Source organism: Streptomyces sp. SID14515 (genome assembly GCF_010548505.1).
In the GTDB taxonomy this organism is placed as follows: Bacteria; Actinomycetota; Actinomycetes; order Streptomycetales; family Streptomycetaceae; genus Streptomyces; species Streptomyces caviscabies.
In genome coordinates this window covers 48,059-69,332 of sequence record NZ_JAAGMH010000031.1, presented here as the reverse complement: position 1 = coordinate 69,332, position 21,274 = coordinate 48,059, and the positions used below count along the sequence as shown (strand labels likewise).

Sequence of the window (21,274 nt, the reverse complement as noted above, 5' to 3'; positions counted from 1 at the left end):
CAGGCGGACATGCGCTAGCCCACGGGGGCCAGGAGCGGTTCGAGTGCGGCGGCCCACTCCGGGTACAGCTCGGTCTTCTTCCTGTGCAACTCCATGATCCTGGCGTCCAGTTCCGGGTCCATGTCGTCCGAGGCGTCCGGCCCGATCGCGATTCTCGCCAGGTGCGGAAGGATCTCGTCGTCGCCCGCCAGATGGACCGGGTCGTGCATGTACCGCTCCAGGGCGTCCAGATCCTCGATCGCCACGCAGTAGGCGTGGGTGAAGTCGGCGCCGGGGCCGATCAGGCTCTGGCCCACCGTCGCGAAGGAGACGGACTCCACCGAGGCCGTACGTCGCATCAGACCGAGTACACGGTCCTTCTGCTCCTCCGTCGTCCCGTCCCTGAAGGTGAACCGCAGCATGTGGACGATCATCGTTCGCTCCTTCTCATTGAACGCGTGCGTTCAGAAAAGCTTCCCGACTGGTAGCCGTCAACGCCTAGACTGAACGCATGAGTTCAGTCGAGTCAAGGGGTTCCCGGGCAGCCGCCCCGCGACGACGGGCCGACAAGCGCCAGGCGATCCTGGACGCCGCGTTCCTCGTCTTCGCCCGCCGCGGGTACGCGCAGGCGTGCGTCCAGGAGGTCGCGGAGGAGGCGGGGGTCGCCAAGCCGACCGTCTACAACCACCTCGACGACAAGGAAACGCTCTTCCGGCACGCCGTCGAAGCCGCCGCCGACGTCCTGCTGGCCGAACTCCTCGCCGCGATCGACGACTTGCGCGACCGCGCGTCCGAACAGGATCCCCGCGCGGCCCTGACGGACCTGGCCGTCCGCCTGGCCCGTATCTGCTGCGGCGAACGCGCCATCGCCCTGCGGCGGCTGACCTACGCGGAAGCGCCGCATTTCGCCGATCTCGCCGACGCCGTCCAGGAGCGCACCGCCCGTCGCCCCCTCGTCGCGCTGGCCGACCGCCTGGCCCGGCTCGCGCTCTCCGGCCGGCTGCGCCCGTGCGATCCGGAACAGGCCGCCGGTCACTTCTTCGCCCTGCTCACCGGCCCGCTGGAGCTCCTGTCCCGGCTGGGCGCACGCCCCGTACCGGCGGCCGAGCTGCGGTCCACCGCCGAGGGGGCCGTGGACGTCTTCCTGCGAGCGTACGTAGACGTCCCCGGCGGGTGAGATCCACGGGGCCCGGCTCCGCCGCCTCCTGTTCCGCCTTGCGCGCGGGGCCGCCGCGACCGCCTCCTTGTTGCGTTATCGGCAAGCTGGTATGCGTCTTACGCAATCCAGTCCTACGCTCGACGGTATGGCTCACGACGCACACCCCTCCGCCCCCGCCCACCGTCACACCCACGGCAACGGCCACGGCCACACCCACGGACATGGCCACAGCCACGCACACGGTTCCGATGCGACGCCGAACGGCCTGCCCGAGATCCTCGACCTCGACGCCGCCCTCTTCGCACCTCGTCTGACCGCGCTCACTGGACGTATCGCCTGTCTGGCCGGCGACGACGTCCGGCACATCGTCGACCTCGGCTCGGGCACCGGTACCGGCACCTTCGCCCTGCTGGAGCAGTTCCCGACCGCCCGCGTGACCGCCGTCGACAGCTCGCCCGCCATGCTGGAGCGGCTCACCTCGGCGGCCCGCGACCGGGGGCTGGGCGACCGTGTGCGCACGCTGGAGGCCGACGCCGGTGCGGGGCTGCCCGGGGTCGTCGACGCCGACCTCGTCTGGGCGTCGGCTTCCCTGCACCACCTGGACGACCCCGCGACCGCCCTCGCAGGCATCCGCTCCGCGCTGCGCCCCGGAGGGCTGCTGGCCGTCGCCGAGGTGGACGGGATGCCGAAGTTCCTGCCCGAGGACGGCCCGTGGGGCGAACTGGAGGCCCGCTGCCGCGAGGCCCTCGACGGTCTGCACGCCGAGCTGATGCCACACCGTGGGGCCGACTGGGGCCCCTTGCTCGCCGCCGCCGACCTCCCCGTCGAGCAGGAGCGCGCCGAACGGTGGGCGCTGCGCGCCCCGCTGCCCGAAGGGGCGGGACGGTACGCCTACCTCGTCTTCGAGCGAATCCGCGGCACCCTCGACGGGCGCATCGCCCCGGGGGATCTGGCCGCGCTCGACCGGCTCGTCGACGGCGGCCCCGAGGACGTACGCCACCGCGACGACCTCGTCGTACGGTCCACGCGCGAGACGTGGATGGCCCGCCGCCCCGCCTGAGCCGAGCGAGAGCCCGAGAGTCCCTAGCTGGTCGCCGCGACGACCGTGCCCGCGGAGATCGCCGCCACCGTCCGCATCACCGCGGCGTTCACCGCTTCCGCGCCCCAGCTGCTCTGCTCCAGTTTCTTCGCCCGCTTGTAGACCTTGCCGGACCACGGGATGGAGCGGTGCAGGGTCGGCAGCGTGCCGCTCGCGGAGAGCAGTCCCGTCAGCGCCGCCGTACGGTCGTCGGGTTCCGCGCCGTCGATCAGGACGGCCCGGACGTTCTCCACCAGGGCCTTCTTGTACCCGGTGTCCGCGACCGTCGTCGAGGTCGTACGGAACAGGCCCAGCGTCTTCTTGGTCTCCTGGCGCAGCATGCCCCGCTCCACGAGCCGGTCCAGAACCGTCTCGCGCATGCCCGTGCCGATCTCGATGAGGAGCGTCTGTACGCCGCGCACGCGCTCGCCGACCTTCTCGTGCGCTGCCCGGAGCAGCGGGTCCGACGGCGTACGGGCGGCGACGGCGTGGATCTTCACGCCGTTCAGCCCCGTGTCGTTCTCGTCGGCCCTGATCCCGCCGTCGAGGCCCAGCTCCACGAGGACCGCGCCGCCCAGCGTGTAGTACAGCGTGCCCGCCCCCGCGATGGCCCCGGACTTGTCGTCCATCATCAGCAGCGTCAGGTCTTCGACGATGAGCAGATCGTGCTCGTTGTACTCGTTCTCGTTCCGCTTCTGCATGGTCCGTTTCCAACCGTCGGGTTCGGCAACGCGGGCTTTCGTTCACGCTAGGTCCGGGAGGGCGTGGAGGGTCCTGCGTCCTGTCACCACTGTTCATGACAGACGTCATATCCGGCTCCGCGACAAGGCCGCCCGGCCTCGCGTCAGCGCCGATAGCATCCGGGGTGAGACCCGAATGGTCGAGACCCGAATGGTTGAGACGGCTGGTTGAGACGGCTGATGAGGAGCGACGCGTGCGATTCGCACTGGAAGCACTGTTCGCCGACGTGCCCGCCGAGCAGGTCGCCGAAGCCCGCGCCTTCTACCGGGCCAGGGTGGCGGGCCGTGGGCCCGGCAGCTTCGAGGAGCTGAAGGAGGCGCGGGCGAAGAAGCCCGCGCCTCGTGCCGTCGTTCCGCCGGCCATCGAAGAGACGGTCGAGGCCGCCGGGGTGCGCGTCCCGGTCCGGATCTTCCTGCCTGCCGACGGCCCGCCCCAAGGCGTCTACCTGGGCATCCACGGCGGCGGCTTCTACATGGGCTCCGCAGCCCAGGGCGACGAACGCCACCGCGCGCTCGCGGACGCCCTTCGGATCGCCGTCGTCGGCGTCGACTACCGGCTCGCGCCCGAGCACCCCTGGCCGGCCGCCCCCGACGACTGCGAAGCGGTGGCGCTCTGGCTCGTCGAGGAGGCCGAGGCCCGCTTCGGGACCTCCCGGCTCGCGATCGGCGGAAGCTCGGCGGGAGCCACCCTCGCCCTGGCGACGCTGCTCCGGCTGCGGGACCGGGGCGTCGCCGACCGGTTCACCGGGGCCGCGCTCCGCTTCGGCACCTGGGACCTGAGTGCGCGGACCCCGAGCGGCCGCCTCATCGCGGACGAGTACTTCATCCAGGCGTACGTCGGCCACGTGCCGGACCGCGACCGCACCCTTCCCGACATCTCGCCCCTCTACGCCGACCTGAGCGGCCTTCCTCCGGCGCTGCTGGTCGTCGGCGGCGAGGACCTCCTGCTGGAGGACAACCTGACCATGGCCGGGCGGCTGTCGGCGGCCGGCAACGACGTCGAGCTGCGCGTCTACCCCGCCTCGCCCCACGGCTTCACCGGCCACCCCACCGCCCTGGCCGCCACCGCGATCGACGGCGTCAACTCCTGGCTGCGCGAACGGATCAGCGGTCACCTCTGACCCGGGCGTGCAGATGCATGTCGTGCCGGCCGTCGTCGTGCACGGCCGCGTTGCGCTTGGTGCCCTCCAGCCGGTAACCGGCCTTGGTCGCGACCCTGCACGAGGCGGCGTTACGCGTCGAGTGGTCCAACTCCAGGCGGTAGAAGCCGATGTCCTCCAGGGCCCACGCACTGAGCACCGTGAGCGCCCGGGTGGCCACCCCCGCTCCGCGGGCGGCCGGGAGCACCCAGTACGCGGCGTTCGCGACGCCGTCGTCGAAGTTCATGCGGCGCAGCGCCATGCGGCCGAGCACCTCGCCGTCGTCGCGGGCGACGGCCCAGTGGCAGCCCTTCTCGCGCTCCCAGTCCTGGCGGTACGCGGCGAACCACTCCGCCACCTGGGCCTCGGTCGAAGGGCGGTTCTGATGCCAGCGGCGGGTCTCGACGTCCTGGTACGCGGAGAGGAAGGCCGCCGCGTCGGTCCGTTCCCAGGGGCGCAGCAGCAGACCGTCGTCCGCCGTGAGCACGGGTTGCGGGGCGTCGGAGAGGCAGCCGGATGCCATGGCGGGAGGCGTCGACAACGTACGGATCATGGCCTCATGATCTCCCGGCGACGAACCCGCGCGTCAAGGCCGTCCGCTCGCTCTCTCTACCTCTCTACTCTCGGAACATGAACATGTTCGAGGGCGGTGACGGCCGATACCTGGAGATGACCAACGGCGGCACCGCCGTGTTCGTGGACGTGCTGATCCTCTCCGTGTCCACGCTGGCCCGCGATCCCTGGGACTTCCGCTTCGCCGCCCTGCTGACGCTCCAGGACCAGAGCGTGATGGGGCGCGGGGTCGTCGGCTTCGACCTGGCGGACCTCGACTGGGGTGACACACCGCAGGAGCGGGCCGCGGCGAAGGACTTCGTGCTGCGCGTCCTCGATCTGGCGCTCACCCGCCACCGGTGGGAGGAGCTGACGTACGAGCCGCCCCGGGCCGAGGGCTATCTGCGTACGTACCGGGCGATGGTGGAGGCGTTCGATCCGGCGACGGCGAAGACCGGTGCGGATGTCCTGCCCGGACCGCAGGATGCCGCGATGGCCTCGTGCGTACGTCACCGGGTGCTGGACGGGCTGCCGTTCTGGGATGTGTGCGTGTTCTGCTCGGCCGGAGTCTGAAGCACCGTGCGATGCGTGACTGGGCCGGGCGGAACACCCCGACCGCCTTCTCGCCCACCCGCCGCCGGATGGACCTCCTTCGTGGACGCGGTCAAGCGCGGGGCCTTCTCCGCCTGACCCGGAGGTCAAGAGAAGAAGGCCCGCCCGGGCCTCACTCCCCCACGTACTCCGCCAGGTGCTCGCCCGTCAGCGTCGAGCGGGCCGCGACCAGGTCGGCCGGGGTGCCCTCGAAGACGATCTTGCCGCCGTCGTGGCCCGCACCGGGGCCGAGGTCGATGATCCAGTCGGCGTGGGCCATGACCGCCTGGTGGTGCTCGATGACGATCACCGACTTTCCGGAGTCGACGAGGCGGTCCAGCAGGCCGAGCAGCTGCTCGACGTCCGCGAGGTGCAGGCCGGTCGTCGGCTCGTCGAGTACGAAGACCTGGCCGGTCCCGCCCTTGTCGCCCATGTGCGTTGCCAGCTTCAGGCGTTGGCGTTCACCGCCGGACAGGGTGGTGAGCGGCTGGCCGAGGCTCAGGTAGCCGAGGCCGACGTCCGCGAGGCGGGCGAGGATCTTGTGGGCGGCCGGGATCGCCGCCTCGCCCGAGCCGAAGAACTCCTCGGCCTCGGTGACCGACATCGCGAGGACCTCGCTGATGTCGCGGCCGCCGAGGTGGTAGTCCAGCACCGAGGCCTGGAACCGCTTGCCCTCGCAGTCCTCGCAGGGGCTGGAGACGCCGGCCATGACGCCGAGGTCGGTGAAGATGACGCCCGCGCCGTTGCAGGTGGGGCAGGCGCCCTCGGAGTTGGCGCTGAACAGGGCGGGCTTCACGCCGTTGGCCTTGGCGAAGGCCTTGCGGATCGGCTCCAGAAGGCCCGTGTACGTCGCCGGGTTGCTGCGGCGGGAACCCTTGATGGGGCTCTGGTCGATCGAGATGACGCCCTCGCCCGCCGGGATCGAGCTGTGGACGAGCGAGCTCTTTCCGGAGCCGGCGACGCCGGTGATGACGGTGAGGACGCCGAGCGGGATGTCGACGTCGACGTCCTGGAGGTTGTGCGAGGTCGCGCCGCGGATCTCCAGCGCGCCGGTGGACTTGCGCACCTCGTCCTTGAGGACGGCCCGGTCGTCGAGGTGGCGGCCGGTGACGGTGTCTGAGGCGCGGAGGCCTTCCAGGGTGCCTTCGAAGCAGACGGTGCCGCCCGCCGTACCCGCCCCGGGGCCGAGGTCGACCACGTGGTCGGCGATGGCGATGGCCTCGGGCTTGTGCTCCACGACGAGGACGGTGTTGCCCTTGTCGCGCAGGCGCAGCAGCAGGTCGTTCATGCGCTGGATGTCGTGCGGGTGCAGGCCGATGGTGGGCTCGTCGAAGACGTAGGTGACGTCGGTGAGCGAGGAGCCGAGGTGGCGGATCATCTTGACGCGCTGCGCCTCGCCGCCGGACAGCGTGCCCGAGGGCCGGTCCAGGGCGAGGTAGCCGAGGCCGATCTCCACGAAGGAGTCCAGCGTCTGCTGGAGGGCTTCGAGGAGCGGGGCGACCGAGGGTTCGTTCAGGCCGCGGACCCACTCCGCGAGGTCCCGGATCTCCATCGAGCAGGCGTCGGCGATGGAGATCTTCTTGATCTTCGAGGAGCGGGCGCCCTCGGTGAGCCGCGTTCCCTCGCACTCGGGGCAGGTGGCGAAGGTGACCGCGCGGTCCACGAACTCCCGGATGTGGGGCTGCATGGACTCGCGGTCCTTGGACAGGAAGGACTTCTGGATCTTGGGGATCAGCCCTTCGAAGGTGAGGGTCGAGCCCTCGACCTTCACTTTGGTCGGCTCCCGGTGGAGGAAGTCCTGCATCTCCCTCTTGGTGAACTTGGCGATCGGCTTGTTCGGGTCGAGGAAGCCGGACTCCGCGTAGATCCGTACGGTCCACCAGCTGTCCGACTTCCAGCCGGGGATGGTGAACGCGCCCTCGGCGATCGACTTGGAGTCGTCGTAGAGCTGGGTGAGGTCGATGTCCGAGACCGAGCCGCGGCCCTCGCAGCGGGGGCACATGCCGCCGGTGCGGCTGAAGGTCGCCTTGACCGCCTTCTTGTTGCCGCGCTCGACGGTGATCGCGCCGCTCGCCGTCACCGAGGGGACGTTGAAGGCGAACGCGCCGGGCGGGCCGATGTGCGGCTTGCCGAGCCGGCTGAAGAGGATGCGGAGCATGGCGTTGGCGTCGGTGGCGGTGCCGACCGTGGAGCGCGGGTCGCTGCCCATGCGCTGCTGGTCGACGATGATCGCGGTCGTCAGCCCGTCGAGCACATCGACGTCGGGGCGCGCCTGCGTGGGCATGAAGCCCTGGACGAAGGCGGGGTAGGTCTCGTTGATCAGCCGCTGGGACTCGGCGGCGATGGTGCTGAACACCAGCGAGCTCTTGCCCGAGCCGGAGACTCCGGTGAACACCGTCAGCCGGCGCTTCGGCAGCTCGATGCTGACGTCCTTGAGGTTGTTCTCCCGCGCACCGTGCACGCGGATCAGGTCGTGGCTGTCGGCAGCGTGCGGCGCGGGCGGCTGCTGGGTCTTCGTTCTCGGAGCCATGCTCGTCGTCTCTCCATAACTGGCCGTTACTGGTGCGCGGAGCGTAGTGGTCGTGCGTGGGGGCCGGGGCCCGCATCGGGCCCCGGCCCCTGGTGGGGCGGGTGCTACTTCTTGGCCTGGGTGATGCGCAGCATGTTGCCGGAGGGGTCGCGGAAGGCGCAGTCGCGGACGCCGTACGGCTGGTCGATCGGCTCCTGGAGCACCTCGCCGCCCGCGGCGCGGACCTTCTCGAAGGCCGCGTCCACGTCGTCGGAGGAGAGGATGACACCGCGCAGCATGCCCTTGGCGAGCAGCTCGGCCATGGTCTGCCGGTCGGCGGCCGGGGCGTTCGGGTCGGCGAGCGGGGGCTCCAGGACGATCTCCACGTCCGGCTGGGCGGGAGACCCGACGGTCACCCAGCGCATGCCTTCGAATCCGACATCGTTGCGTACCTCCATTCCCAGGGCGTCGCGGTAGAAGGCGAGCGCCTTGTCGTGGTCGTCGACGGCGATGAAGCACTGCGAGAGCTTGATGTCCATGGATTTCACGCTACGGGCGGGGCCTCCGATCCGCTTCTCCATTCCTGACCGGTCGCGTGAGCATCTTGGCGACGCAGGCGGGGATGGTCTCGCCCGCGTCATGGGGGCGGGCCCGGTAGGCGCTCGGGGTCTCGCCGACCAGCTCCGTGAAGCGGGAGCTGAACGAGCCCAGCGACGTACAGCCGACGGCGAAGCAGACGTCCGTGACCGACAGGTCGCCCCGGCGCAGCAGGGCCTTGGCCCGCTCGATGCGGCGGGTCATGAGATAGCTGTACGGGGTCTCGCCGAAGGCGGCGCGGAAGCTGCGGGAGAAGTGGCCGGGTGACATCAGCGCGTCGCGGGCCAGCGAGGGGACGTCGAGCGGTTCGGCGTACTCGCGGTCCATGCGGTCGCGGGCCCGGCGCAGCCGGGCCAGGTCCTCCAGCCTCACTCCCTCACCTTCCTCCCCGCACCTTCCTCCCGCACCCTCCCACGGCCGCCGACGTCCGGCCCGTCATCCGGAACCCGGTCACCGAACCGGTCGACGAACCGCTCACCACTCGCGCTCGGCGATCAGCTTCTCCGGGTCCGCGTCCTCGAACGTGATCGTCATGGTGCTCCCCCGGTGCGGTCCGCGCGCCGTCGTTCGCGCGCCGTCGTTCGCCGTCGTTCCGATAGTGCCCCACACCACTGACAATCGCCCCGGGTGCCGAGCATCACCCTGGACAGCGACTGCAACCGGCGGGTAACTTCGAAGGAAGTCTGAGCAAGCGCTTAGCCATGTTCTGTGAATTTCCGCGAGTTTCCGCGAATCGACTGCCGACCTAGGAGGCATCCCGTGCGCCGTACGGTATTCAACGAGGACCACGAGGCGTTCCGGGAGACCATCCGCGCCTTCATCGCGGCCGAGGTCGTGCCGGTCTACGACGAGTGGTTCGCCGCGGGCCAGGCGCCGCGCGACTTCTACCTCAAGCTGGGCGAGCTGGGCATCTTCGGCATCGAGGTCGACGAGGAGTACGGCGGCGCGGGCATCGACTCGCACAAGTACGAGGCCGTGATCTACGAGGAGACCGCCCGTGCGGGCGTCTCCTTCGGCGGATCCGGCGTGCACACGCTGCTCGGCCTCCCGTACATCAAGATGCTGGCCACCGACGAGCAGAAGAAGCGCTGGCTGCCGAAGTTCGCGAGCGGCGAGGAGATGTGGGCCCTCGCGATGACCGAGCCGGGCACCGGCTCCGACGTCGCGGGCATGAAGACCACCGCCAAGCTCTCCGAGGACGGCACGCACTACGTCCTCAACGGGTCCAAGACCTTCATCACCGGCGGCGTCCACGCCGACCGCGTGATCGTCTGCGCCCGCACCGCCGCCCCGCGCGAGGACGACCGCCGCTTCGGCATCTCCCTCTTCACCGTCGACACCAAGTCCGAGGGCTACTCGGTCGGCCGGAAGCTCGACAAGCTGGGCCTGCGGGTCTCCGACACCGCCGAGTTGGCGTTCGTCGACGTCAAGGTCCCGGTCGAGGACCTCATGGGCGAGGAGAACAAGGGCTTCGGCTACCTCGGCACCAACCTGGCCTCCGAGCGCTGGGGCATCGCCTTCGGCGCGTACGCCCAGGCCGCGGCCGCCGTCCGGTTCGCCAAGGAGTATGTGCAGGACCGCACGGTCTTCGGCAAGACCGTCGCCTCCTTCCAGAACACCAAGTTCGAGCTGGCCGCCTGCCAGGCCGAGGTGGACGCGGCCCAGGCCGTCGCCGACCGCGCGCTGGAGGCCCTGGACGCCGGTGAGCTGACAGCGGCGGAGGCCGCCTCCGCGAAGCTGTTCTGCACCGAGGTCGCCCACCGCGTCATCGACCGCTGCCTCCAGCTGCACGGCGGCTACGGCTTCATGAACGAGTACCCGATCGCCCGCCTGTACGCGGACAACCGCGTCAACCGCATCTACGGCGGCACCAGCGAGGTCATGAAGTCGATCATCGCCAAGTCCATGGGCCTGTAAGGGGTTACGTTCCCTCCATGAACGAGAGTCCCGATCCTCTGCTCGATCTGCTCCACCTGCTCGACCTGGAGCAGATCGAGCGGGACATCTTCCGGGGCGTGAGCCGCAGCTCGCTCGTGCCCCGGGTGTTCGGCGGCCAGGTCGCGGCCCAGGCGCTCGTCGCCGCGGGCCGCACCGTCCCGGCCGACCGGGCCGCCCATTCCCTCCACTCGTACTTCCTGCGGGCCGGCGACCCGGGCGCGCCGATCGTCTACAGCGTCGACCGGATCCGCGACGGGCGGTCCTTCACCACCCGCCGCGTCGTCGCCGTCCAGCACGGGCAGCCGATCTTCCACCTCTCCGCGTCCTTCCAGACGTACGAGGAGGGCATGGAGCACCAGGCGCCCATGCCCGCCGCCCCGGACCCGGAGACCCTGCCGACGGCCGCCGAGATGCTGCCCCGGTACGCGGACCGCTTCAGCGATCCGGGGGTCGTGGACCGGCTGATCGAGGCGCGGGCGGCGGTGGACCTGCGGTACGTGGACGAGCCGCCGTTCGCAACGGTGGGCGAAGCGCGCGAACCCCGATCGCAGGTGTGGTTCCGGACGAACGGCAAGCTCGCCGACGACCCGCTGCTGCACGTCTGCCTGGCCACGTACGTCTCCGACATGACCCTGCTCGACTCGGTGCTGCTCGCCCACGGGCGGGGCGGCTGGGCGGTGGGGGACGTGGTCGGCGCGAGCCTGGACCACGCGATGTGGTTCCACCGGCCGTTCCGGGCGGACGAGTGGCTGCTGTACGACCAGGAGTCCCCGTCGGCCTCCGGCGGCCGGGGGCTGGGCCAGGCCCGTATCTACACCGCCGACGGACGCCTCGCGATCACGGTCATCCAGGAAGGCGTGGTTCGCGTCCCCCGAGGATGACGCGTCCCCGGGGATGAGCACCATCTGAGGTGTCATTTCGGACATACTCCCCACCATGAATGACGCGGAAGCGGGCAGTGAAACTGATGGCGGGGAGTCCACTTTCACGGTGATCGTGGCGGCCGTCGCCAACCTCGGCATCGCCGTGGCGAAGGCCGTCGCCGGGCTGATCAGCGGCTCCAGCGCGATGCTCTCCGAGGCGGCCCACTCGGTCGCCGACACCGTCACCGAGGTCATGCTCCTCACCGCGCTCAAGCGGAGCGAGAAGCCGGCCGACGAGGACCACCCGCTCGGTTACGGCCCCGAGCGCTACATCTGGGCGATGCTCGCCTCCATCGCCACCTTCGTCGGCGGGGCCGTCTTCTCCATCTACGACGGGGTGCACACGCTGGTCGCGGGCGAGGAGCTGGGCGATCCGCTCGTCTCCTACCTCGTCCTCGGCGTCGCCTTCCTGCTGGAGGGCTACTCGCTGCGCACCGGGGTCAAACAGGTGCGGCGCGAGGCGTCACGGCTGCGGGTGCCGGACACGTACTACCTGCGGCACACCCCGGACACGGCGGTGAAGGCCGTCGTCATGGAGGACTCGGCGGCCCTGATCGGGCTGCTGCTGGCGGCGGGCGGTCTGCTGGGCGGGCAGCTCTCCGGCTCGGGGGTCTGGGACGGGATCGCGTCCTGCCTGATCGGGCTGCTGCTGGTGTACGTGGCGTGGGTGCTGGGCCGCTCCAACGCGCAACTGCTGATCGGTCGGCCGCTGCCGCCGGCGGTGCGGGCCGGGGTGCGCGAGGAGCTGCTGTCGGTGCCGCACATCGTGGACGTACTGGAGCTGACCACGCTGATCCAGGGGCCGGACGAGATCCTGATCGCCGCGAAGATCGACTTCCGGGACATGGCCACCGCCGCGGAGGTCGAGTGGGCCTGCGACGAGGCGGAGGCGCAGTTGCGCGAGCGGTTCCCGTCGGTCCGGCGGGTGTATCTGGACCCGACGCCGGGGCGGGCGCAGCGGCTGCGGTACCCCGGCCGCTGACGCCCGGGACGCGAGGGCTTCACGGGCTCACGGCGTCAGCTCCGCCACCGTCTTCGCGATCCGCCGCTCCCGGGTCTCCCGCGCCTTCGCGCCCTCGATCGAGGTGACGTGCGCCTTCTGGCGGCTGGGCGGGAGCGCGGCGAACGCCTCCGCCGCCCCGGGGGCCGCCGCCAGCGCCGCCGCGAGGTCCTCGGGCGGCTCGACCGTGCGCGGCGCGGTGTCGAGGGTCAGCTCCACCTCGATGGCGTCGCCGCCGCCGATGCCGGTCTCCTTGCGCTTGTCGGAGCTGAACGGGATGAGGTACCGGCCGCCCATCGGGGCGATCGTCGAGCGGTACGCGTAACCGTTCACCGTGACGTTCACCGGTGGGCGCCTGCCCGCGCCGAGGGCTTCGACCACGGCCTCCGGCACCTCGATGCCGGTGTTGTTCCCGGTCTGGAACATCGTCGTGCTGAATTTCATGGCCTGCCCCTCACCTGCGCTCGGCTCTGCGTCGATGTCAGTGCAGACACCCGGCGGGCCCGAAACTCATCGCCGGCCCGCGGCGCCTACGCGGCCGGCTCCTCGGCGACCGGCTCCGCCGCCTCCTCCTCCAGCAGCCCCGCCGCGTGCAGCAGGTAGTCCGTCATCGGGTCGTAGAAGCGCGGGTCGGTGACGTGGTCGTCCAGCGGGACCGTGACCTGGAGGGTGCCCTCCGACTCGCCGAGGAAGAGGGCCGGGTCGTTGCAGTCCGCGTAACCGATCGCGTCCAGCCCCCGCTGCCCCGCGCAGCCCGCCCAGCCGTGGTCGGCGACGACCAGATCGGGCAGCGGGCGGCCCAGGTGGGCCATGGCGTCCAGGATGGCGGCCATCGGGGCCGGGGAGTGGGTGTGCCAGAGGGTCGCCCCGCGTTCCAGCATCGCGACGTCGGCGAACTGGAAGACCATGCCCTCGTCCGCCATCAGCCCGGACGGGATGCGGACGATCTCGCAGCCCGCGCGGCGCAGCGCGTCCGCCGTCTGCCGGTGCACGTCCAGCAGGCCGCCGGGGTGCCCGGTGGCGAACAGGACGCGCTCGCGGCCGTCGGCGGCCTTGCGCAGCCGGGCCGCCATCCGCTCCAGGGCGTCCACCGTCAGCTCGGGGTCGATGGTGTCCTGGCCCTGCCGGTGCGCGGGGTCGTCGTTGACGCCGCAGCGCTCGGCCATCACGGCGAGCACGTCCTGCTCGTCGGTCCAGCGGTCGCCGAGCTCCAGGCCCAGCCAGTAGTGGCGGTCGCCGTTGGCGAGCTTGCGGTAGTGGGAGAGGTTGTTGTCGCGTGGTGTGGCGACGTCCCCCGCGATACGCGTACGGACGAGGTGGTCGACGAGGGCGGCGCGGCTGGGTATCGGCATGGACCCATTGTGCCGTCCGGTGTGCGGGGCGTGCCCGGTGTCCCGACCGGCGGACGGCCCGGGGCCCGGCGGGCGTGCGGTCAGCGGCCGGTCAGCGGCCGGTCCCCGCTGCCTCCGGCTTCCGGCCCCGGCGTGCGGTCCGCGCCCGGTCCGCGTCCGGCCCGGCAAGTCTTCCGGGACTGTTCACCCTCGCGTGACCTGCTTCTTCCCCCGTCGGGCGGGTGCCGGGCTCGAATGGAATCGCCCAGAGGTCTGGACCAATCGAGTCGCGCCAATCCGTTGTCTCATTCCGTCCGTTGCGGCCCTCTCGGGCAAGTGGTCTATACCTCTGACAGTAGGGTGGGCCATCGGGAACGAGCACAGAAAACGGGCACATACGCAGCCGTGGGGGGCTTTATGACCGTGCATCACCTTCCGCAACCTCCGTCCGACGACGAGCTCTACTGGTACTTCGGGCCGCAACGCCGGTGGGTGCTGGTGAGCAGCTCGCTGGCCTTCGTGTTCACGGCGGCGACGATGTTCACGTTCGCGCTGCGGACCCCGGCGCTGTGGGCGTTCCTCGCGGTCCTCGGGCTGAACGTGGTGGCCCTGCTGCTGTCCTCCGTGAACAGCCTGCGGCAGCGCCGGCTGACCCGGGCCTCGCACGAGGTGCTCGTCCGCGCCTGGCGGCCCGCCGCGCTGCCGGGCGTGGACCTCTATCTGCCGACCTGCGGCGAGCCCCTCCCCGTCCTCGCCAACGCCTACCGCGCGGTCGCCGCCCTCGACTGGCCCGACGCGCTCACCGTCTGGGTGCTGGACGACGCCGACCGGGCCGAGGTGGCGGCCCTGGCGGCCGAGCACGGCTACCGGTACGTCGTACGCCCCGACCGGGGGCGCCTGAAGAAGGCCGGGAACCTCAACCACGCCCTCGCCCTGTCCGATGCCGAGTTCATCGCGATCCTGGACGCGGACTTCGCGCCCCGGCCGGACTTCCTGCGCCATCTGGTCCCGTATCTCGCGGACCCCGCCGTCGGCATCGTGCAGAGCCCGCAGTGCTTCGACACCGACGCGGGCATGGACTGGATCCAGCGCGCCGCCGGGGCCGCGCAGGAGTGGTTCTTCCGCTGGATCCAGCCCTCGCGGGACGCCAGCGACGCCGCGATCTGCTGCGGCAGCAACGCCGTCTACCGGCGCGCCGCGATCGACCTGGCGGGCGGCTTCGCCCGGCTCGACCACAGCGAGGACCTGTACACCGGGCTCGCCCTGCACGAGCGGGGGTTCCGCACCCAGTACGTCCCCGTCCTGGTCGCCAAGGGCACCTCGCCGGACACCGTCACCTCGTTCGTCAACCAGCAGTACCGGTGGGCGATGGGCAACCTGCACCTCCTCGGCACCCCGGTCCTCCAGCGGATGGGCGCGCCCTGGCGGATGCGGCTCTGCTTCTACGAAGGCGTCGTCGGCTACCTGACCACGGCCGTGAACACCTTCGCCGCGCCGCTGCCGCCGCTGGTGATGATGTTCTGGTACCCGGACCACGTCCGGCCCTGGCACGTCCTGCCGCTGCTCGCGCCGCTGTGGCTGTGGCATGTGCTGCTGCCCCGGATCAGCCGGACCCGCTGGCGGGTGGAGGTGATCCGGGCCAACGTCCTCACCAGCGTGGCCGCCGCCACCGCCTTCTGGCACACCCTGCGCGGCCGCAGCGCCGCCTGGGTGCCCACGGGGGCGCAAAACAAGGGGCCCCGGAGCAGCGGGAGTTCGGGTTCGATGGCCCGCCGGGTGGTGGGCGTCTCGCTGGTCTGGCTGGTCCTGTCCAACGGGGCCGCCGCCGGTGGCCTCGCGCTGGCCGTGGCCCGTAACGGCTGGGAGCCCAACTGGGGCCTCGGCCTCTATCTCCTGGTCCAGTTGCAGATCAACGTGCCTCTGATCCGGGACCTGTCGACCGAGCTGCGCCCGTCCGCCGGGGCCGGGAAGCCTCTCGCCGAAGCCAGGTCCCGGGCCCGGGGTCGTACGGGCATGCTGCCCCGCCGCTGGCCCGAGGCCCTCGCCGCCTCCGCCGTCCTCCTGCTGACCGGTCTGATCGCCTCCGGGTGGGTCAACCCGATGCTCCCGTGGCTGAGTTGAGCCGTTCCGAAAGGCGCCACCCGATGCCCTTCCTCCTTGCCCACAGCCCGCGCCGCAAGCGATCCGCCGCCCCGCCCGCCACACCCCCGCGCCCAGGCGACGAGTCCGGGCCCAGTCCGCACCGGTCCACGTTCCGGCCCGACATCGAAGGGCTGCGCGCGGTCGCCGTCCTCGCGGTCCTCGCCTTCCACGCCCAGATACCGGGGGCGGCGGGCGGCTTCGTCGGCGTGGACGTCTTCTTCGTCATCTCCGGCTACCTGATCACCGGGCTGCTGGTCCGGGAGGCGATCACCACCGGCCGGATCCGGCTCGGCGACTTCTTCTCCCGCCGGGCCCGCCGACTGCTGCCCTCCGCCGCCGTCGTCCTCGCGGCGGTCGCGGTCGCCGGGGCGTGGCTGACCGTACCGCTGCTCCGCGCCGACCTGGAGCACGACGTCCTCGCCGCAGCGCTGTCGGTCGCCAACTGGCGGTTCATCTCCCAGCAGACCGACTACCTCGCCGCCGGGCACGACCAGAGTCCGCTGCTGCACTTCTGGTCGCTCGCCGTCGAGGAGCAGTTCTACCTGTTCTGGGCCCCGCTGCTGGCGGTGACCGTGCTGGTCGCCGCCCGCGCGGTCCGCCGGGGGCGGGCCGTGCGCGCGGTCGTGGCGCTCGCCACCGCCGCCGTGGCCGTCGCCTCGTTCGCGCTGTCGCTGCACTGGACGCGGGACTCCGTCTCGCTCGCGTACCTCGGAACACCTTCGCGGGTCTGGCAGTTCGCCGTCGGCGCGCTGCTGGCGCTGCTGCCCTGGCATCTGCTGCGCGGGCCGCGCCCGCTGCGGCTGGTGTGCGGGTGGGCGGGTGCGGCGGCGATCGTGGGGTGCGTCGTGGCGTACGACGCGTCGACCCCGTACCCCGGATACGCGGCGCTCGTGCCGACCCTGGGCACGGCCGCCGTCATCCTCGCCGCGATCCCGGGCCGGGGCGAGCGCGATGCCCAAGGGGCCCACGGTGTCGGGCGGTTGCTGGCGGGGCGGGCGCCTCGGGCGGTCGGGCGGCTCTCCTACACCCTCTATCTGTGGCACTGGCCGGTGCTCGTCCTCGCCGAGGCGCGGCTCGGGGCGCTCGACTGGCCCGCGAAGACGGCGCTGACGCTGGCCGCCGTACTGCCCGCCCTCGCCACCATGCGCTGGGTCGAGCAGCCGCTGCGCCGCAGCCGTACGGTCTCCGAACTCCCGCGCCGGGGGCTGGCGGTGGGGATCTCGGCCATCGTCCTGCCGGTCGTGCTCGCGCTCGTCGTCGGCACCACCACCCTCCAACTGCTGGGCCCGGCCACCCCGGTCGACGTCAAGGGCCTCCCGCCGGGCGCGGCCGCCGGGCCCTCGCTGCTCGCCCGCGCCGACGGCTCCCCGCTCGCGGACGGTCCGCCGGTGCCGGGCCCGGCCCAGGCGCGCAAGGACTTCCCGCCGGACGGGGCCTGCCAGGTCGCCCCGGCGGTGACCCGCAGCCCGGAGTGCCTGTTCGGCGCGGTCGACAGCCCCGACCGCGTCGTGCTGCTCGGCGACTCGCACGCAGGCCAGTGGTTCTCCCCGCTGCTCTCGCTGGCCTCCCGGCGCGGCTGGGCGCTCCAGGAACTGGTGAAGCAGGGCTGCCCGTTGCCGGAACTGACGGTGAAGAACCCCCAGTTGGGGCGCGTCTACCGGGAGTGCGACAGCTGGCGGGCCGACGCCCTGGGCCGGCTGCGTACGGGGCCCACGCCCCGGCTCATCGTGATCGCCTCGCTCAACCGGTACACCGCCGACGAGAAGGCCCTGACCGCCGCCTGGGAGAAGACGCTGGAGCCGCTGCGGGCGATCGGCGCCCCGATCGTGTACCTCGAGGACACCCCCGTACCGGGAACGGACATCCCGGCGTGTGTCTCCGGCGCTCCGGACGACGCGGCCGCCTGCGCGTTCGGCCGGGCCGACGCGCTTCCGGCCGACCCGCTGGCGCGGCGGATCGCGGCGGGCGCGGTGCCGGGCGTGCGGTCCGTCGGCGTGAACCCGGTGCTGTGCCCGGGCGACGGCCCGACCTGCCCCGCGGTACGGGACCGGATCCTGCTCTACCGCGACGACGCCCATCTGACGAACGTGGCGGCCATCGTGCTGGCCCCCCGGCTGGAGCGGCTGCTGACGGAGTCGGGCGCACTGCCCGCGGCCACGACACCCGCGGCTCCCGCCGCGCCCGGGAAAGACGGCTGGGCCGAGCTGCTGCGGGACGACTTCGACGGACCGAAGGGCAGCCGCCCGTCTCCCGCGAACTGGCAGTACGACCTGGGAACTTGCTACCCCGGCTGCCCGGCTCCGCAGTGGGGCACCGGCGAGATCGAGACCATGACCGACTCGACCGGCAACGTGCGCCTGGACGGCCGGGGCGTCCTGGAGATCGTCCCCACCCGGAAGGACGGTCGGTGGAGTTCGGGCCGGATCACGACCGTACGTTCCGACTTCGCGCCGCCGCCCGGCGGAGTGCTGCGGATCGAGGCGTCCATCGCGCTGCCGGACGTGACCGGGCCGAAGGCGGCGGGCTACTGGCCCGCGTTCTGGACCCTGGGCGGCTCGCTGCGCGACGGGTACACCGGATGGCCGGGCGTCGGCGAGCTGGACGTGATGGAGTCCGTCAACGGCCGGGACAGTGTGTTCGGTTCGATGCACTGCGGGGTCCTGGACGGCGGCCCGTGCGAGGAGCCGGTGGGGCTGACGTCGGGTCCGCAGGCGTGCGCGGACTGCCGTACGACGTTCCACACGTACGCCGTCGAGGTCGACCTCTCCCCCGGCGCGGAGGAGGTCCGCTGGTACCGGGACGACCGGGTGTACCACCGGGTGCGGGCCGACGCGATGGACGCGGGGACCTGGAAGCGGGCCGTGGACCACGGGGTGTTCCTGATCCTGAACGTGGCGATCGGCGGCAAGCTGCCGCTGGCCGACGGCGCGACGGCGGGCCCCGCGACCGAGCCCGGCCACCCGATGCGGGTCGACCACGTCACCGTCTCGGTCAGGGCGTCGGACCCCGGGTCGGCATCGTCATCGGCATCGGGCCCGGTCAGAGGGTCGGGCTCGGGCCCGGTCAGGGGGTCGGGCTCGGGGCCGGGCTCGGGCTGAGGCCTTCGACGGCGAGGGTGAAGAGGCGGTCGGCCTGGACCGACGGTTCGGCGTGGTGCTCGGTGGCCAGGGCGATGCCGGCGACGAGGGTGATCAGGTCGTGGAAGGTGACGCCCGGCCCGACCGCCCCGTCACGCTGGGCGCGGTGGAGCAGCGGGGTGGCCGCGTCCTCCAGCACCGCGCCGCAGGAGTGCGGGGCGTCGGCGTCGGCCGGTACGTCGGTGGGCGGTTCGTAGGTCAGGGCGTCCGCGAGGCCCCGGGCGGAGACGGCGTACGCGACGAAGTCGTGCAGCCATTCCAGCAGGGCGGCCCGGCTGTCGTCGGCCCCGACCAGCTGCTCCGCGCGGGCGCAGAGGGCCTGGATGCGCTCCTGGAAGACGGCTTCGAGCAGGGCCTGACGGGTGGGGAAATGACGGCGCACGGTGGCGGAGCCGACGCCCGCGGTGCGGGCGACCTGTTCGAGGGACGCCGCCGCGCCGTGCTGGGCGACCTCCGCCTCGGCCACGGCCAGGATGCGGCTGTAGTTGCGGCGGGCGTCCGAGCGCTGACCGGTCACGTTCTCTCTCCAGTTGCTAAGTGGTGGGCCCCGCCATATCGTAACCAAGGCAAAACGGCGGGCCCCGCCGTTTTGTGTTTCGCGGTCCTGCCGCCGATCCCCGAGGAGACACCGCCATGGCACCACGATCCGCCCCCGTACTGGTCACCGGCGCCACCGGACGCCAGGGCGGGGCCACCGCCCGGGCCCTGCTGGCCGCCGGTGTGCCGGTCCGCGCCCTGGTGCGCGACCCGCTGGCGCGGCGCGCGAAGGACGTCGAGGCGCTGGGCGCCGAGCTGGTGACCGGCGACCTCTCCGTCCGGTCCTCGCTGGACCCCGCCTGCGCGGGCGTCCGTGCCGTGTTCTCGGTGCAGATGCCGCCGATGAGCGAAGCCGGCGTCGACTTCGCCGGGGAGCTCGCGCAGGCGACGAACCTCGTCGAGGCGGCGCGGGCCGCGGACGTGCCCCAGTTCGTCCAGTCCTCGACCAGCGGGGTGGGGCGGCACACGGAGACCCCGGGCTGGGCGGAGGGCCGCTGGGCGGCGATGGAGCCGTACTTCGACACCAAGCAGGCGATCCTGGAGGCGGTGCGCGGGGCGGGCTTCGCCCGCTGGTTCGTGGTCAAGCCCGCGTTCTTCATGGAGAACCTGCCCCAGCTGGCGCCCGACGGGCCCGAAGGCGGTCTGGCGACGGTCGTCCGGCCGGACACGACGCTGGCGCTGGTGGCGGCCGAGGACATCGGCGCGGCCGTCGCCCATGCCGTGCGGGAGCCCGACCGCTTCCACGCGGTGGAGCTGGAACTCGCGGGCGACCGGCTCACGATGGAGCAGGTGGCCGGGGTGCTGTCCGCCGCGTGGGGCGTACCGCTGAAGGCTCCGTCGATGGACCTCGACGAGGCGCTCGCGGCGGGCATGCCGGCCTGGGGCGCCGGTCACCTGTGGAGCAACGCCATCACGCAGCCGGCCCACCCCGAACTCGCCGCGGAGCTCGGGATTCCGGTGACGTCGTTCGCCACCTGGGCGCAGCGGAACCTGACGGCGGCGGCCTGACGACGGCGGCGGCGGCCTGACCACGACAGCAGGCGGCGGGGGGGGCGGCCCTACGACACCACGGTGAGGACCGTCACCACGGTCACCGCGGAGATCGCCGCCTGAAGGTTGTGGATCGCCTCGCGCACGCTCACGCCCGCCCAGTGGCCCTCGGCGATCCGGGCCATGCGCGGGGCGACCTGCTTCTTCGGCAGGCCGGGGAACGTCTGCGGGTGCATGCCCGTGGTGTGCAGCAGGGCGACGAGCGCGGTGGTGCGGGCGTCCGGCTCGGCGCCGTGCAGCACCACGGCGGCCAGCCGGGCGCGCAGCTCGCGTTCGACGGTTCCGTCCGCCTCCGGGTAGCGGCGCACCGGGAAGACGCCGAGGGCCCGGTGCCGCTCCTCGGTCACCAGGCCGCGGGCGCAGAGGCTCGCCACGACGTCCTGCGAGCCCTTGGCGTGTTCCCGGGTCAGCCAGTCGGTCACCTTGCGGCTGCTGGCCGTCGCATGGACCCAGCGCGCCAGCCGGTCGAGCCGGCCGTCCAGCAGCGGGTCGCCCGTCGGGGACGGGTCGAAGACCTCGACGCGGCCGCCCTTCACCGTGGCCCGGCCCGCCATGACCAGCTCCAGGAGCATGCCCGCCGCCACGCCCCAGCGGGCCGCGGTCTCCCCCTTCGCCGCGCCGGTCGCGTCGTCCAGCGACAGCAGCATGATCTCTTCGCCCAGCGAGACGGCCATGATGCGACTCCCCGATTCCCCGATGCGTTGCGTGCCGACCGGACAGACGTCAGTACCCCGTCCGGGGTTGCCCAGGAGAGGGAACTGCCGGTCAGGAGAGCCACGCGGGTCAGGCTGACCAGGAGGGCCGGACGACCAAGAGGGGCAGGCCGGTCGGGCCGGTCAGGCCGGTCGGGCCGGTCGGGCCGGTCGGGCCGG

Annotated in this window: 21 protein-coding genes; 10 read left to right on the top strand and 11 right to left on the bottom strand. The window is 72.1% G+C overall.

The genetic code is table 11. From position 1 onward, the window contains the following. Positions 1 to 14 precede the first annotated feature (14 nt). On the bottom strand, positions 15 to 413 hold the full coding sequence (locus G3I54_RS05685; protein WP_164611764.1) for a Dabb family protein: 399 nt from the start codon (positions 411 to 413) through the stop codon (positions 15 to 17). Positions 414 to 490: 77 nt separating this feature from the next. Between G3I54_RS05685 and G3I54_RS05680 the strand changes: the two genes are divergently transcribed. Both G3I54_RS05680 and G3I54_RS05675 read left to right on the top strand, forming a co-directional pair. After that, entirely contained in the window at positions 491 to 1,156 is a 666-nt protein-coding gene (locus G3I54_RS05680) for a TetR/AcrR family transcriptional regulator (protein ID WP_164611762.1), read from the top strand. Between the two features lie 127 nt (positions 1,157 to 1,283). Continuing rightward, entirely contained in the window at positions 1,284 to 2,198 is a 915-nt protein-coding gene (locus G3I54_RS05675; RefSeq protein ID WP_164611760.1) for a class I SAM-dependent methyltransferase, read from the top strand. Positions 2,199 to 2,221: 23 nt separating this feature from the next. On the opposite strand, the gene G3I54_RS05670 is transcribed toward G3I54_RS05675, so the two are convergent. Further along, positions 2,222 to 2,917, bottom strand: coding sequence for a GPP34 family phosphoprotein (locus G3I54_RS05670; RefSeq protein ID WP_164611758.1), 696 nt, complete (start codon positions 2,915 to 2,917; stop codon positions 2,222 to 2,224). Between the two features lie 233 nt (positions 2,918 to 3,150). On the opposite strand from G3I54_RS05670, the gene G3I54_RS05665 reads away from it, so the two are divergent. Then, positions 3,151 to 4,077: an alpha/beta hydrolase fold domain-containing protein gene (locus G3I54_RS05665; protein WP_164611756.1), complete on the top strand. Its 927-nt coding sequence runs from the start codon at positions 3,151 to 3,153 to the stop codon at positions 4,075 to 4,077. On the opposite strand, the gene G3I54_RS05660 is transcribed toward G3I54_RS05665, so the two are convergent. Further along, positions 4,061 to 4,648: a GNAT family N-acetyltransferase gene (locus tag G3I54_RS05660; RefSeq protein WP_164611754.1), complete on the bottom strand. Its 588-nt coding sequence runs from the start codon at positions 4,646 to 4,648 to the stop codon at positions 4,061 to 4,063. The two genes, G3I54_RS05665 and G3I54_RS05660, sit on opposite strands and share 17 nt — an antisense overlap. Positions 4,649 to 4,725: 77 nt before the next feature. Between G3I54_RS05660 and G3I54_RS05655 the strand changes: the two genes are divergently transcribed. Beyond that, entirely contained in the window at positions 4,726 to 5,220 is a 495-nt protein-coding gene (locus G3I54_RS05655; protein WP_164611752.1) for a hypothetical protein, read from the top strand. Between the two features lie 151 nt (positions 5,221 to 5,371). Here G3I54_RS05655 and G3I54_RS05650 read toward each other — a convergent pair whose 3' ends face one another. The 4 genes from G3I54_RS05650 to G3I54_RS05635 form a co-directional block, all read right to left on the bottom strand. Further along, positions 5,372 to 7,768: an excinuclease ABC subunit UvrA gene (locus G3I54_RS05650; RefSeq protein ID WP_164611750.1), complete on the bottom strand. Its 2,397-nt coding sequence runs from the start codon at positions 7,766 to 7,768 to the stop codon at positions 5,372 to 5,374. 104 nt (positions 7,769 to 7,872) lie between these two features. Continuing rightward, the gene (locus G3I54_RS05645; RefSeq protein WP_030085396.1) at positions 7,873 to 8,286 is read right to left on the bottom strand and encodes a VOC family protein; all 414 of its coding nucleotides are present in this window, start codon (positions 8,284 to 8,286) and stop codon (positions 7,873 to 7,875) included. A gap of 10 nt (positions 8,287 to 8,296) precedes the next feature. After that, a complete protein-coding gene (locus tag G3I54_RS05640; RefSeq protein ID WP_164611747.1) occupies positions 8,297 to 8,716 on the bottom strand; it encodes a helix-turn-helix transcriptional regulator in 420 nt (139 codons plus the stop codon). 102 nt (positions 8,717 to 8,818) lie between these two features. Beyond that, positions 8,819 to 8,956: a hypothetical protein gene (locus tag G3I54_RS05635; protein ID WP_164611745.1), complete on the bottom strand. Its 138-nt coding sequence runs from the start codon at positions 8,954 to 8,956 to the stop codon at positions 8,819 to 8,821. 147 nt (positions 8,957 to 9,103) lie between these two features. On the opposite strand from G3I54_RS05635, the gene G3I54_RS05630 reads away from it, so the two are divergent. Genes G3I54_RS05630 through G3I54_RS05620 form a run of 3 tightly spaced genes read left to right on the top strand, consistent with a single transcriptional unit; the run spans position 9,104 to position 12,187 of the window. After that, positions 9,104 to 10,261 carry an acyl-CoA dehydrogenase family protein gene (locus tag G3I54_RS05630; protein ID WP_164611742.1) on the top strand — a complete coding sequence of 386 codons (1,158 nt, stop codon included), beginning with the start codon at positions 9,104 to 9,106 and terminating at the stop codon, positions 10,259 to 10,261. Positions 10,262 to 10,278: 17 nt separating this feature from the next. Then, positions 10,279 to 11,163: an acyl-CoA thioesterase II gene (locus G3I54_RS05625; RefSeq protein WP_164611740.1), complete on the top strand. Its 885-nt coding sequence runs from the start codon at positions 10,279 to 10,281 to the stop codon at positions 11,161 to 11,163. A gap of 55 nt (positions 11,164 to 11,218) precedes the next feature. Continuing rightward, positions 11,219 to 12,187, top strand: coding sequence for a cation diffusion facilitator family transporter (locus tag G3I54_RS05620; protein WP_164611738.1), 969 nt, complete (start codon positions 11,219 to 11,221; stop codon positions 12,185 to 12,187). Positions 12,188 to 12,214: 27 nt separating this feature from the next. Here G3I54_RS05620 and G3I54_RS05615 read toward each other — a convergent pair whose 3' ends face one another. Together G3I54_RS05615 and G3I54_RS05610 are read right to left on the bottom strand one after the other, a co-directional pair. Then, positions 12,215 to 12,649: a YdeI/OmpD-associated family protein gene (locus tag G3I54_RS05615; RefSeq protein WP_164611736.1), complete on the bottom strand. Its 435-nt coding sequence runs from the start codon at positions 12,647 to 12,649 to the stop codon at positions 12,215 to 12,217. An 86-nt stretch (positions 12,650 to 12,735) separates the two neighbouring features. Continuing rightward, entirely contained in the window at positions 12,736 to 13,557 is an 822-nt protein-coding gene (locus G3I54_RS05610; protein WP_164611734.1) for a phosphatase, read from the bottom strand. A 396-nt stretch (positions 13,558 to 13,953) separates the two neighbouring features. On the opposite strand from G3I54_RS05610, the gene G3I54_RS05605 reads away from it, so the two are divergent. Both G3I54_RS05605 and G3I54_RS05600 read left to right on the top strand, forming a co-directional pair. Further along, positions 13,954 to 15,657: a cellulose synthase catalytic subunit gene (locus tag G3I54_RS05605; protein ID WP_164611732.1), complete on the top strand. Its 1,704-nt coding sequence runs from the start codon at positions 13,954 to 13,956 to the stop codon at positions 15,655 to 15,657. 23 nt (positions 15,658 to 15,680) lie between these two features. After that, complete coding sequence (locus G3I54_RS05600) at positions 15,681 to 18,776, top strand: acyltransferase family protein (protein ID WP_164611730.1); 3,096 nt, start codon at positions 15,681 to 15,683, stop codon at positions 18,774 to 18,776. On the opposite strand, the gene G3I54_RS05595 is transcribed toward G3I54_RS05600, so the two are convergent. After that, a complete protein-coding gene (locus tag G3I54_RS05595) occupies positions 18,742 to 19,332 on the bottom strand; it encodes a TetR/AcrR family transcriptional regulator (RefSeq protein ID WP_164611728.1) in 591 nt (196 codons plus the stop codon). The two genes, G3I54_RS05600 and G3I54_RS05595, sit on opposite strands and share 35 nt — an antisense overlap. 116 nt (positions 19,333 to 19,448) lie before the next feature. Here G3I54_RS05595 and G3I54_RS05590 point away from each other — a divergent pair, with 116 nt between their 5' ends. Continuing rightward, positions 19,449 to 20,360 carry an NmrA family NAD(P)-binding protein gene (locus tag G3I54_RS05590; protein ID WP_164611725.1) on the top strand — a complete coding sequence of 304 codons (912 nt, stop codon included), beginning with the start codon at positions 19,449 to 19,451 and terminating at the stop codon, positions 20,358 to 20,360. 50 nt (positions 20,361 to 20,410) lie between these two features. On the opposite strand, the gene G3I54_RS05585 is transcribed toward G3I54_RS05590, so the two are convergent. Continuing rightward, positions 20,411 to 21,076, bottom strand: coding sequence for a GPP34 family phosphoprotein (locus G3I54_RS05585; RefSeq protein ID WP_164611723.1), 666 nt, complete (start codon positions 21,074 to 21,076; stop codon positions 20,411 to 20,413). Positions 21,077 to 21,274 lie beyond the last annotated feature (198 nt).